The organism is Streptococcus infantis (genome assembly GCF_047464415.1).
Lineage (GTDB): Bacteria > Bacillota > Bacilli > Lactobacillales > Streptococcaceae > Streptococcus > Streptococcus infantis_AE.
This window is the reverse complement of record NZ_JASHBX010000018.1, coordinates 21,300-35,669: the sequence shown is the minus strand read 5'-3', so window position 1 is coordinate 35,669 and position 14,370 is coordinate 21,300. Positions and strand designations below refer to the sequence as shown.

Genomic DNA, 14,370 nt, shown 5'->3' with positions numbered 1-14,370 from the left:
CTGATGTACTTGCTGACGTGCTTGCACTTGTTGATGCTGACGTGCTTGCCGATGTACTTGCACTTGTTGAAGCCGACGTACTTGCTGATGTGCTTGCTGATGTACTTGCACTTGTTGAAGCCGACGTGCTAGCCGATGTACTTGCACTTGTTGAGGCTGACGTACTTGCTGATGTGCTTGCACTTGTTGAGGCTGACGTACTTGCTGATGTGCTTGCGCTCGTTGATGCCGACGTACTTGCTGATGTGCTTGCACTTGTTGAAGCAGATGTACTTGCTGACGTGCTTGCACTTGTTGAAGCCGACGTGCTAGCCGATGTGCTTGCACTTGTTGAAGCAGATGTGCTTGCTGATGTACTTGCACTTGTTGAAGCAGACGTGCTTGCTGACGTACTTGCACTTGTTGATGCCGACGTGCTTGCTGAAGTACTTGCACTTGTTGATGCCGATGTACTTGCTGACGTGCTTGCGCTCGTTGAGGCCGATGTGCTTGCTGATGTACTTGCACTTGTTGAAGCGGATGTACTTGCTGAAGTGCTAGCCGATGTGCTTGCGCTCGTTGAAGCTGACGTACTTGCTGATGTGCTTGCGCTCGTTGATGCTGATGTACTTGCTGAAGTGCTTGCACTTGTTGAAGCTGAAGTGCTAGCCGATGTACTTGCACTTGTTGAAGCCGACGTACTTGCTGATGTGCTTGCGCTCGTTGAGGCTGATGTACTTGCTGACGTGCTTGCACTTGTTGATGCTGACGTGCTTGCCGATGTACTTGCACTTGTTGAAGCCGACGTACTTGCTGATGTGCTTGCTGATGTACTTGCACTTGTTGAAGCCGACGTACTTGCTGATGTACTTGCACTTGTTGAGGCTGACGTACTTGCTGATGTGCTTGCACTTGTTGAGGCTGACGTACTTGCTGATGTGCTTGCACTTGTTGAGGCTGACGTACTTGCTGATGTGCTTGCACTTGTTGATGCCGATGTACTTGCACTTGTTGAGGCTGACGTACTTGCTGACGTACTTGCACTTGTTGATGCGGATGTACTTGCTGACGTACTTGCACTTGTTGAGGCTGACGTGCTTGCAGATGTACTTGTTGACGTGCTTGCACTTGTTGATGCGGATGTACTTGCTGACGTACTTACACTTGTTGATACGGATGTACTTGCTGAAGTGCTTGCACTTGTTGAAGCCGACGTACTTGCTGACGTGCTTGCACTTGTTGAAGCAGATGTGCTTGCTGAGGTGCTTGCGCTCGTTGAAGCAGATGTGCTAGCAGATGTACTTGCGCTTGTTGAAGCTGATGTGCTTGCGCTTGTTGAAGCCGATGTGCTTGCGCTCGTTGAGGCCGACGTACTTGCTGACGTGCTTGCACTTGTTGATGCAGATGTACTTGCCGATGTGCTTGCCGATGTGCTTGCGCTCGTTGAGGCTGACGTGCTTGCACTTGTTGACGCCGACGCGCTTGCTGATGTGCTTGCACTTGTTGAGGCAGATGTGCTTGCTGACGTACTTGCACTTGTTGAAGCCGATGTACTTGCTGACGTGCTTGCGCTCGTTGATGCAGATGTACTTGCTGACGTGCTTGCACTTGTTGAGGCAGATGTGCTTGCTGATGTGCTTGCACTTGTTGAAGCGGACGTACTTGCTGACGTGCTTGCACTTGTTGATGCAGATGTACTTGCGCTCGTTGAAGTTGACGTGCTTGCTGATGTACTTGCGCTCGTTGAAACTGATGTACTTGCTGATGTGCTGGCGCTAGTCATTGCGCTTACTGACGCTGATGTCGATGCACTGGTCATTGCACTTACTGATGCGCTTGTTGATGCGGATTCTGAGGCTGATGTGCTTGCACTTCTAGAATCTGAATCAGATAATTTTGGTTTAAATATATCTGTCGTGTTATCGTCGTATGTAACTATAACATTTCCGCTATTATCCACTGCGTAAGATTTAACTTGTTTAGCATTCTTATTCGCTTCTTTAATCACATCTAGAATCTTCGCACGATCTTCCACTGTAGGATTTGTAACATTTGAGACCTGGATAACTGTTGGTACAGCTGGAGTATACTTCTCACTCAATGGTGCTTGTCGAATGATATACTTCTCAGCTGTTGTATTATCAGAGAGGTCTCTAACTCTAGCAAATCTTGTCCAAGTATTTGGTGTTTCATCATTATCTGGAGTTGCAGTGCTAGTATAATCTTTTCTTGGATTAAAAACTTGATCAGCATTATAAATTCCATCAGTTGTCAATTGATGAGTATATGGTTTAGCTAGAGATGCTTCTACAGGATCGTTTGTTTTTTGGATAGCCACTCCCCCTGTAGCATAATCATCAACAATCTTTGTTGTAATCCATCGTGTTTGCTCGCTCGTCTCATTGTTCCAAGCTTCAATATTTTTAACTTTTCCGCTATTATCTGATGTTTCGACAATAACTCGGAATTTATCCCCCGCATAAATTTTGTAAATCTTGTCAGAATTATGTGGGAATCTAGGTGCTTCTACCCAAGAATTTGTGTCCTCATCAAATACTTCAACCTTGACAGTAACATTAGGCTTTTCAGTTTCCTTGGTAATCGTCTTCGTCGTTGTAGCCGAACTCAAGGTTTCAGTTCCACCACCCGGTAGACTGACTGTCTTCTCTTGCTTAACAGTTACATCACCTGTTGGAAGAAGACCGTTATTGCCATCATAAGCATCCTGCAATTTTGTTGGTTCAAATGTGACGCTTGTTTCATTGTCCTTAGCAGTCTTCGTGAATGTATGACCAGCTAATGTTAATGTTACAAGAGCTCCAGGTGTGACATTCGTAACAACGATCGAACGCTTTGGCAATCCACCTGTATTATTTACTTGATCATCAGTGATTTGTGGCGCTTGTGGATTGACCTTAATAGTCACATCGACTGTTCTACTATTACCAGGAGCTCCACCATAGGATCCCTGCGGTAGAGTGACTGTAACTTTTTTCGTATAAACCCCAGGGTTTGCCAGCATAGCGTCATCAGGAGCCTGAACCCAACTAAATGTAGTTCCTGCTGGGAAAGAAATAGCAGTATTTGAATTCTTCAGTGCGTTTCCTGGATTAGCAATGATATCAGCTAATGGAGTCTTATCGCCTACAGTTGTCACATAATCTTGTTTAGCTACAGGATCAACGACTGTATAGTCAAAGCTTGTCTCACTTGTCAAGGCTGGATTGCTAGAAGATACCGTACCAAAACGACCGTTTGGATAAGAAGCAATTACTGTATAAGTTGTACTGTGGCTCTTGGCATCTGTACCAGTAGTATTCCATACATCATGGAAAAGTTGTGTGCCAACAGGAGTAACGATCTCAGTTCCTTGATTATTGACTCTATACTTATATGACCATTTTGCGATTCCAGATAAACCTGTGTCTCCTAGGTTTGTATATTGTTGGATTGTTCCACCAATGTTATTAGCCCAGTCTCCTCCAGTAACTTTATCACCAGGGAGATTTGACTTGAAGGCATAGAACTTACCTGTCACACCATTATAAGTTTTAACTTCAACTTTTGGATAAACTTTGTAGTTATAGGATAAATCTGTTGTAGAACCATCTGGATGAGTGACAGTCAATATAGCTGCACCGCTGCCATTATGGTCTCCAGCTTCAAATGTTGGTGCCTTCTTCCAGCTCACTGTTGTTCCTGTAGGAAGAGGTTGATCCCCAACTGCACGTACAAAGTTTGCTGGTGTAAGGTTTGCTAAAGTTTCATTGCTAACTGCATAGAAAGTGTCCGCAACTTTTTCAACTCCATACTTCACTTTTGGTGCAACAGTATTCGTTGTGCCATCTTTGTAGGTAATCGTTACAGTACCATCGGTAGCAATACTATAATCGCTAATGCGGTTGGTTACCTGAGGGTTTGCTGTTTTCACTGCATCAAGAATCTTGGTGCGTTCATCATTTGTCAACGCATTTGGATTTGCAACCGAAATAGCGTTAGTAGGTTGAGCTCCTGGGAATTTTTCATTCAATTTCCCTTGTGCAACAATAAATGTTTCTGATTCTAGCTCATTACCACTCAAATCTCTTGAAATGAATTTACGTGTCCAAAAATTACTTGATGACCAAGTTCTGGTGTCATTATATTTACCAGTAATTTCAATCTTCGCAGGACTTGCGTCGGTAGCTACAGTAGTAGTTCCTATACTATTTATAGTACCACCCGATGCATAGTTTGAATCAATAAAGTTTGTTTGTGGTGATCTGTTATCAGAAACCTCAAACTTGTTAATCTTTCCGCTGTTATCCTTAGAAGTAGCAACTACACGATAATCGTCACCTGCAAAGATTTCATATCCAGCTGGTTTTCCTTGGATAATTGTCTTTTTAGAAACTGTAGTCCAAGTACCTTGTGCATTTTTAACCTCGACACTATAACTAATAACTGGTTTTTCAGTTTCCTTGGTAATAGTTTTAGTCGCTGTAGTTGACTCCAAGGTTTCATTTGCACTAGTACCTGGATTTTGGAAAACCTTACTTTGCTTAACAGTTACGTTACCTGCTGGAAGGAGACCGTCATTTCCATCATAGGCCGCTTTCAAATCTGTCGCAGTAAAGGTTACGCTTGTGTCATTATTCCCCGCTGTCTTAGGGAATGTATGTCCATTTAATGTCAGGGTAACAAGTGCACCCGGCGTCACATTGGTGACTGTAATTCCTTTATTTGGAAGACCACCTGTGTTAGTTACCTGATCATCTGCGATTTGAGGTGCTTGTGGATTGACCTTGATAATTACTGGAACTGGTCTGTTATTTCCCAAAGCTCCACTGTATGAACCTTGTGGCAGTGTGATTCTCACATTTCTAGTGTAAAATCCTGGATTTGCTACCGTAGCATCGTCAGGGGTTTGATCCCAACTATAGGTTGTACCCGCAGGGAAAGTAACATTAGTATTTGAATTCTTCAGTGCGTTTTCTGGATTAGTAATAATATCAGCTAATGGAGTCTTATCACCTACAGTTGTTACATAATCTTGTTTAGCTACAGGATCAACTACTGTATAGTCAAAGCTTGTCTCACTTGTCAAGGCAGGGTTACTAGAAGACACAGTACCATAACGTCCGTTTGGATAGGTAGCCACGACAGTATAGGTCGTACTATGACTCTTAGCATCTGAACCAGTAGTATTCCACACTTCTTGGAAACGTTGTGTACCGACAGGAGTAACAATCTCAGCACCTTGGTTATTGATTTTATACTTATAGGACCATTTAGTACCAGCTAATGCTGAATCTCCTAGGTTTGTATACTGTTCAATCGTACCACCGATGTTGTTGGCCCAGCCATTTCCTGTAACTCTATCACCAGGTAGGTTTGACTTAAAGGCATAGAACTTACCTGTCACACCATTGTATGTCTTGGTTTCAACTTTCGGATAAACAGTATAGTTGATAGTTACATCCGAGGTTGAGTTATCAGAGTAGGTAACACGTGCTTGAGCTGTTTGTGCCCCAGTTGCACTAGTAGAGATTGGTGTTAGCCAAGAAATCCTATGTCCAGTTACAGCTGGTGTTGAGCTATCAACTGGATCGATAGTCACAAAATTATTTGCATTAGCAAGATCTGCGGTAGTTTCCCCCTGAACAGCGTAGACAGTTGGAACCTTTGCAGTTGCATTATAAAGTTCATTTTGTCTGATTTTATGGAAGGCATAGGTAATTCCTTGTTTTCCTTCAAGAACTCTAACAGTATTGCCCGAAACGTATCCTTTGGCAGTAGCAACGTTAGTCGCCTTCAATTGGTATCCGTCAATATTCAGATATTGGCTAAGATCGACCGTAGTTCCTGGAAGTTGTTGGATAAACACCTCATCCTTACCAGGGATCTCCTCTCCAGTATCTGCATCGATGAAATTAACTGTGACATAGGCACCACGAGCAGAGTATTCAAATTTTTCTAGTCTAAACTGTTGCAAGTTATATGCAGAACCAGTAGAAGCAAAAATAGCCAAGGCTAGCTCTTCAGGATATCCAGCGTTTGATAATAAACTATTGAAAGTATTTTGGTACTTAAGTGCATTAGTATCTGGATTTCCCCATACATTCGCATCACTCATCAGTGCCAGTTTGTCTGATTGCAGGTTCATAGACCATGTTTGACCATTGTAGGTAACCGTCATTTCTTTCGTTCTACCGTCGTAGGAAACTTGGTAATCTTTCAGAGAATTATCCGTTGGATTTTGAGCCAATTTTGAAAATGTACGTATTACTGGATAGACGGTTCCTCGTGCCCCAGCATTGTTACCATTATAGTTATAGATAAAACCACCAAAGGCGCCACCACCACCTACACTTCCGGGATCAGAAGATGCTTTATCAATAGGATTAGTTCTACTAGTATTGTGATAGGTATCAAGCTTAAAACCAAAGGAACCCTTGAGGTTATCTCCTCCCATACCGAGAGAGCCACCAGCACCATTATGATTTTTACCACCATTACCGATGACACCCGGTTCGGCTGTTGAAAACACTGCAGCAATCCCATCACCACCATAGTGACCATTAGTATGACCTTCATAAGAATCTCCAAGATTGATCTTACCTGTCAGAGTGAAACTCTCAGTCATATCAATCTTAGTTTTCAATGTATAAGATCCAGCTTGACCACCAGCGTTTTGTGTTAATGTTACCGTACCATCACTAAGATTTGCATTCCCTGATGTTTTAAAGTAGTTTGCTTGGTTTTTATTGGTAACAATTAGTTTAGCCTTGGAATCATAACTTGCATTTCCCAAAGAAGTATTTGTATTAAATGGAATACGAAAGTCATTTGAAGAAGTCAAAGCTTGACCATTACGGTAGTCACGCGCTCCAGAGCTTGCACGAAGAACTGTGTTTACCACACACACTATTACGTGTTCTAGTAGCTTCAGAGATAAGGGTGTTAAGGTCAGCGTTAGGATCTGTCAAAGCATTTTGAATAGCTTCAATCGTAGCTTTTCCTTTTAGAAGCGCGCTTTCAGCACCTTCACGATTTCCAAGACGACCGAGATAGGTTCCAATCTCATCTGAAAGACTCTTGAGTTTTTTCTCTTGCTCTGCTCGTTTTTTGTCAGTTTCAGTCGCAGTTACTACCCCTGTCGCTACTGTTGTCAACATATCAGCAGAATTGCCATTGACTTTATCAGAAATACCTGAGCTTGCTGAAGCAGTATTCAAGTTAGCTGGAGTTGACTTATAGGTAATTGTAGCACTATCTTTATTCGCCACTACTTCCTCAACCTTAGAAGTTTCATCAGTAGCACTCTTACTTGTTGAGTTTGTGGCAACAGAACTAGTAGAACCAGTTTCTGAGAGGCTTTCTGATCTTGTAAGTGACTCGGAAGTACTGCTTGAAGTTGAAATTGAAGTTGAGACTGAGGTAGATGCTGAAGTTGACATAGAGGCAGAGGTTGAAGCTGACTCTGACGCAGATGTACTTGCAGACACTGATGAAGACAAGGACTCTGATAGGGATTGACTTTCAGAGACTGAAACACTCTCGCTAATAGACTGAGAAGTCATATCTGAAGCTGGAGTTTCTTGATTTTCTTGCCCAACTGTCCCTAGAACAACTTTATCTGTAGCAACGAGCGTATCATCTGTTTCAATGACTTTTTCAACAGCAGTTTGTTCATTGGCATGAACCTGTGTTTGAACGATTGCTCCGCCACCGATAACCGAACCGGCCGCAACTATCCCCTTAAGGACATCGATTCCTGTCAATGGTGTGGAAGAACGCTCTTCAACAACTTCTGTTGACACTTGAGCAGTATCGACACCACCACGAATGACTTTAAATAAACCAAAGAGGGAAGTAGAAGCACGTAACCAGTGCTTACCAGACTTGATTAACTTAAATCTTGTAACACGGTCTGTCTCTCTAAATTGACCTTCATTTCTTTTAAAAAACATGTAAATACCTTCCATTTTTCTTTCAATTATAAAAATTGAGGTTACCTTTTATTTTACCATTTTTTAACTATTTTTTCCATTTGTTTCAGATAAAAATTAGAAAGAAAACGTTATTAATTTAGCCATTTTATCTAATTTTCATAAAGAATATGAAACTATCTTTACGAGATGATATCCTATTAACCATTTGAACTGTTTAAATTGTCAAAATCATGCTTTCTATTTTTGTTAGCACTATACATAGTTAATAGAAATGATGAAATTTCTTTGAAAATTTCAAAGGGTGGATACATATTTTTTCAAGCGTACTGAAGATTCCTGAATTTTATAACAAAAAGAAAACATTGCAAATAGATTTAAGAATTGCCTCAAAAATTTAGCAAGGTTGTAAAGATTAAATAAGATTAGCATAAACATAAAAAGCATCAAATTCCGATGCTTTCTTTTTACAGTCCAAGTTGAATATTAGGGGAATTTTTTGAAATAAGACTCCAAAGTTCTTCAAGCACTTCTTGAACTGTTTTTGTTGATTTCAAAACCATATCTTGTTTTTTCTTGCCATTCTTACGGATATAACAAAATTGATAATTTTTTTCGAAAACAAAGACTTATTAATCTTCGTTTCTACAAGATAAAGATGATCTACATCTCTTAGATCTAAAGCTTGCGTTGCGTTATACTTTTTTCCTTAAACATAAGTGTCTCCTTTAGTTTGAACATTAAATTATATCAAAATTGATCAGTTTTTAAAATACATTTTTTAGATTGCTAATTCCCTATCTAAAAAAGAGTTTGAGAAAATCCCAAACTCTACTATTTTTTGATTTTATTTTCTAGCTATCTTTTCATCTTCTTCTAGTTGCTTAACCAATTGATCAACACTATCAAATTTTACCATATCACGGATACGGTCCAACCAGGAAACGATGACAGTTTCCCCATAGATATCGTCAGAAAAATCAAAGATATGAACTTCAAAACGCTCTTCTTCACCATCAAAGGTTTCATTTTTACCTAGACTCGCCATACCACGATAGACTTTTCTTTGAATTTCAACGTCAACGGCATAAACACCATCAGCTGGCATATATGTCCGATCCAAGTTGACTAGATTAGCTGTTGGGAAGCCAATAGTTCGACCTCGAGCATTTCCGTGAACCACTACACCTCTCGTTGGTAAAGGGAATCCCAAAAGTTTGCCTGCTTCTTTTACATCTCCTTCTAGAATGGCTTGGCGAATGCGCGTTGAACTAATTTTCCCCTTTTCGTCCTCAACTGGTGGAACAATAACTACTTCTCCATGGAAGAGTTCTTTTAAATCCTCAGCTGTTTTTCTATCTGAACCAAGAGTATAGTCAAAACCAACTACAATCGTATCTGCCTTTGCTTCCTTGACGTAGGTATCAATGAATTCTTTTGCAGTCATATTTGCTACTCGACTAGTGAAATCCATCAAATACAAGCTCTCAACTCCAGCTCGCTTCAATCGACGTTCACGTTCGCTAACATTCAAAATATGCAATAAGTGTTCAGGTGAGTATTGATTCAGAGTTAGTTTTGGTGATTCGTTAAAAGTTACTAGAGCTACTCCCTGGCGCTTTTCAGCAGCAATGTTAGAAGCTATATCAAATAATTTTTGATGTCCAAGGTGAACTCCATCAAAATAACCTAGTACAAGGACGTTTGGTCCTGGTGTTGCAATATCTTTTTCTGTTTTAATAGGTACTGTAATAATCATAGTATTTATTATACCAGAAAAATGGCGCTTTCAAAACAATTTAGACTGAATTCAGGACATAAAACTTAGAGCAAATTTTCTCTGACTTCTTTTCGCAACATTTCTAGACTTTCGATCCCATACTTATCCATGACTTTTGGTAGATTTTCGATAATATCTGGACAAGCATAGGGATTCGTAAAGTTGGCTGTTCCGACACCGATTGCTGAGGCTCCTGCCAGATACATTTCTAAGGCCGCTTCAGCTGAATCCACTCCTCCCATACCAATGATTGGAAGCTTGGTTGTTTGAGCTACTTGACGGATTAGTTTTAGGGCTACAGGAAATACAGCAGGTCCAGACATGCCACCTGTCCCATTTGCGATAATCGGCTTTCTGGTTTTAAGGTCAAAACGCATCCCAACAAGGGTATTGATCATTGTGAGACCACTAGCTCCAGCATCTTCTACTGCTTTTGCAATAGTCACGATATCCGTCACACTAGGGGTTAATTTGACGTAAACGGGCACATCTGATGCTTCTACGGCAGCCTTCACCACATCATAGGCCAACTCAGGGTCCTGTCCAATTAAAAGTCCATGATTTCCATGATCGACGTTAGGACAAGAGATATTGAGCTCAATAGCTTTCACGTTAGTTGCCTTGGAAATACCATGAGAAACGGCTGCGTACTCTTGTTTTGAAAATCCAGCGACATTGGCGATGATAGGGAGATTTGGATATTCTCTTTGAAGCCATGGTAGTTTCTCAGAGAGAACGACCTCTAAACCTGGATTTTGTAAACCAATAGCGTTAAGCATACCTGCAGGGGTTTCTGCTACTCGAGGAGTAGGATTACCAAAACGCGGCTCAAGTGTAGTTGCCTTAATCATGATAGAGCCTAAAATGTCTAAATCATAGTATTTGGCATATTCTTGACCAAAGCCAAAACAACCTGAAGCAGGAATGATAGGATTCTTTAATTCTAAACCCGGTAGAGAAACTTGTAATCGATTTGCAGTCATGACACTCTCCTTATAAAACTACTGTTCCTGTTTTAAAGACAGGCCCATCTTCACAGACACGTTGACTAACCGTTTCACTATTTGGTACTTTCAAGACGCAAGCGTAGCAAGCCCCCATACCACAGGCCATACGGGATTCAAGAGATAGATAAGCTCTTGGATGATTGTAAAAGGTTTGATTGATGTATTTCATCATACCAGGTGCCCCACATGAGTATATGGCATCAAATTCTGTGTCAAATTCATCAATCACTACTGATACATTTCCTTGGGTTCTATAAGAACCATCATCAGTCGTTACAAAGACTTTGCTGTATTGAGATAATTCATCTTCCAAAATAACTGCATCTTTGGTCGCAAATCCTAGAACCGTTGTGACATCTACACCACGCTCATGCAGTTGCTTAGCTACTTCAAGTAAAGGAGGTACACCAATTCCGCCACCAACTAAGAGAACACGACTATGCTGCTCTAAATCAGATAAATCAAAACCATTCCCCTGAGGTCCCATAACATCTAAGCTATCACCTGTTTTTAAGGTTGAAAAAATTGCCGTACCAGAACCTTCGATACGATAAATAAGATGGCATTGTTTATTAGCCTTATCTATAGACGAGATTGAAATCGGACGCCGCAAGAGATGAGCATCATCAGGAACTCGTAAATGAAGAAATTGGCCTGCTTTCATAGCTTCAACCATTTCTCCTTGAAGTACTAGTTCAAAGATCGCTGGTGCGATTTCCTGTTGAGACACTACTTTCATGGTTTCCAAGCGAATAACACCCATGCGTTTTTTACAATTTGGATTCATAACTTTTCCTCCTTAAATTTTAAGGGGTTCAGAAAAAGAAAAACCTTGCAATCGCAAGGTTTCAGTAAGATACTTACAGAAAAGAATCAAATAAACTTTGTTTATTCGAAGTTTGTGTAATCTATTTTCTATCTGACACCTTGTGAGCCTCTCTGGACTTCCCTTAAAGGTTAAATTTTTACTAGTATACTGTATCAACCCTAAAAAGTCAAGCAAAAATAGGTAAGGTGTCTGACGTATTTTATTTTCCTTATTTTTGTGAAGAGAGAATCTTCTCCAATTTTTGATAATCTTTGACACTATCGATTTCATAGATAGAGTTTTCTTCTAACTCTTCTACATAAACATCTAATTTTTTAATGTTGTCTTTGACCATGTTGTCCCAATAGAGATCAACAAATTCGCCACTTGCATAGGCCTGATCTATAAATCCAACAATCTTCTCCGCTGTTGGAGCATCCCAGAATGACACACCACTCAAAATACGTCCATTCTTGCTATCAACGATGATATCTTGTACTTTATAGTCATCACCATAAACTAGGAACCATTCATTGTCACAGTCTTCACGATAAACGCTGAAGTATGTTGAACGTTCGATGTCATTTCGGAACATATTCTCGAAAAGATAGTTATCCGCATCAATAACGTAGCTGTTAGCCAACTCTTCTTTCGTGAAAATCATTCTGGGTCGCTTTCACTCTTCGTAATCATATTTCAGAGTTTTGTGATAAAATGTAATTGTTCCATATGATTCTTTCTAATGAGTTGTTTCGTCGCTTTTCATTATAGACGATATGGGACTTTTTTTCTACAACAAAATAGGATCCATAATATCACCCACTACAAATATTATAGAGCCTTAAAAAGCACCTCAAAAGGGTATTGCCAAGTTACAATACTTTTTTGAAGCACTTTTGTCTTGTTCTTGTTTCAATTGACTATAATTTTCTTTAAAATGAGAGTTCTGTCTACTTTTCGTATGCACTTGACGAATAAAGAGATTCTAGACAAGCTTTTGAGCTATTCAGAAGAGTTGAAACACCACTATAATCTCTATCAGCTCTTGCTTTTTCACTTCCAGAATAAAGAGTCTGACAAATTTTTCGGACTTATTGAGGAAAATCTAAAGCAGGTTCATCCTCTTTTTCAGACTGTCTTGAAAACCTTCCTCAAGGATAAAGAAAAGATTGTCAACGCCCTTCAATTACCTTATTCCAACGCCAAATTGGAAGCAACCAATAATCTCATTAAACTCATCAAACGAAATGCCTTTGGTTTTAGGAACTTTGACAACTTTAATAAAAGAATTTTCATCGCTCTGAATATAAAAATGGAGAGGACAACGATTGTCCTCTCCAGATGTTAGCTTTTATTCAACCCACTACAGTTGACAAACATACTAAGATTAGTAGTGAAGAAATCTCCGACGGGAGAGAGTACTCACTACTTTTTCTTTATGTTAAAGTAGTGGTGTCTTGTAAAGTCGTAGGGTTCTTTGACGCTAGACGTCGCTTGACAAACTGGCAAGACACCTGTTTTAGGTAGAATTTGATCAAAGTATGTGGGACGCTAGACATCGCGTATTGAAAATAAAATCACTAAAACATGGAATTATTCAAGACAAAAGAGGTAATGTCATGCGTGCAGTATTTGGAATTGATGTAAGTAAAACATGTTCTGAGGTGGCAATTTTAGTCAACGGTGAGAAGGTTCATGGTTTCACCATGCTCAATGATGCCATTGGATTCAATCGCCTGTTGGGGGACTTGAAAACTGTGCATAACCCTGAGATTATATTTGAGGCCACAGGCGTCTATTCTAGACGTCTTCAAGCCTTTCTTGAAGAATGTGGTTACGCTTATACACGGCTAAATCCACTGGAAGCTAAGAAGCAATTGGACAGTCTGAGAGTTCGTAAAACAGATAAAATTGGCGCTGAAAAGTTGGCTAAATCTCAGCTTGTGCACAATCGTAAACCAACTTACGTGCAGGAAGAAGTTTATCAACACCTGCGTGATTTAAGCCGCTTCTATCAAAATATGACTGAAGATCTTGTTCGAGCTAAAAACCGTCTGCACAAGGTCCTACAAGTCACCTTTCCTGAATTGGAAAATCTCTTATCCACACCAACTGGAGAACAATATTGGAACTTAGTGATGGCTTTTCCTTGTAAAGAGTTTATATTAAGCCTATCTCAAAGTGACTTGTGTGAGATTATCCGTCAATCTACCTCCAAACGCATCTCTGAAAAGCGTATTGCTTACCTGACTGATAAACTTATAAAACTCGCTAAACAATCTTTTTGTGCGGTCAAGAAAACCTCTCCAATGCTTGAAGAGGTTCGTTACTATGCTCAAGAATTGCTTCGTATTTCTGAAAGCAGACAAGTTGTCTTAAACGACATGGTAGCTCTAGCTCAGCCTTTACCAGAGTATGATATCTTACGGTCAATTCCTGGCATTGCAGAAACCACAGCGGCATCTATCATTGGCGAATTAGGAGATATTCGTCGCTTTCAGTCTACCAATCAAATCAACGCTTTTATTGGCATTGATCTGAGACACTTTGAATCTGGGAACTTTCTCGCTAAGGAACACATCACTAAACGAGGTAATCCCTATGCCAAAAAAATCTTGTTCAAGTGCATTCACAACATCGCTTCAGCTAGTCATACCAATCCCTGCCATATCGCTGACTTTTATGAGAAACGAAAAAGACAATCGACAATAGCTTCAACTAAGCCACATACGATTGCCTCTATACATCGGCTCATTCGAACAATGTATTACCTCATTACGCATAACAAACTTTACGATTACTCTTTGACCCAAAATCGATAAGGATGTCTATGCCGTATTATTGTAACACCTTGCTTCAAAAAAT

General features: G+C 40.2%; 6 protein-coding genes and 2 pseudogenes. 2 read left to right on the top strand and 6 right to left on the bottom strand.

Annotated features, from left to right (window positions below):
• From QM460_RS09400 to QM460_RS09375, 6 genes and pseudogenes are all read right to left on the bottom strand, one after another.
• A partial coding sequence (locus QM460_RS09400; RefSeq protein ID WP_414289944.1) for a lectin-like domain-containing protein occupies nt 1-6,880 on the bottom strand: 6,880 nt, incomplete at its 3' end.
• The gene (locus tag QM460_RS09395) at nt 6,840-7,931 is read right to left on the bottom strand and encodes an accessory Sec-dependent serine-rich glycoprotein adhesin (RefSeq protein ID WP_414289943.1); all 1,092 of its coding nucleotides are present in this window, start codon (nt 7,929-7,931) and stop codon (nt 6,840-6,842) included. The genes QM460_RS09395 and QM460_RS09400, both read right to left, overlap by 41 nt.
• Nucleotides 7,932-8,757: 826 nt before the next feature.
• Entirely contained in the window at nt 8,758-9,669 is a 912-nt protein-coding gene (locus QM460_RS09390) for a bifunctional riboflavin kinase/FAD synthetase (protein ID WP_414289942.1), read from the bottom strand.
• Nucleotides 9,670-9,734: 65 nt separating this feature from the next.
• Nucleotides 9,735-10,673, bottom strand: coding sequence for a dihydroorotate dehydrogenase (locus tag QM460_RS09385; RefSeq protein ID WP_414289941.1), 939 nt, complete (start codon nt 10,671-10,673; stop codon nt 9,735-9,737).
• Between the two features lie 10 nt (nt 10,674-10,683).
• Entirely contained in the window at nt 10,684-11,484 is an 801-nt protein-coding gene (locus QM460_RS09380; protein WP_414289940.1) for a dihydroorotate dehydrogenase electron transfer subunit, read from the bottom strand.
• 250 nt (nt 11,485-11,734) lie between these two features.
• Nucleotides 11,735-12,169: pseudogene (locus QM460_RS09375) on the bottom strand (CTP--phosphocholine cytidylyltransferase); the annotation flags it as partial.
• A 288-nt stretch (nt 12,170-12,457) separates the two neighbouring features.
• On the opposite strand from QM460_RS09375, the pseudogene QM460_RS09370 reads away from it, so the two are divergent.
• Nucleotides 12,458-12,853 (top strand): annotated as a pseudogene (locus QM460_RS09370) (transposase); the annotation flags it as partial.
• A gap of 271 nt (nt 12,854-13,124) precedes the next feature.
• Entirely contained in the window at nt 13,125-14,327 is a 1,203-nt protein-coding gene (locus QM460_RS09365) for an IS110 family transposase (protein WP_414289939.1), read from the top strand.
• The last annotated feature ends 43 nt before the right edge of the window (nt 14,328-14,370 follow it).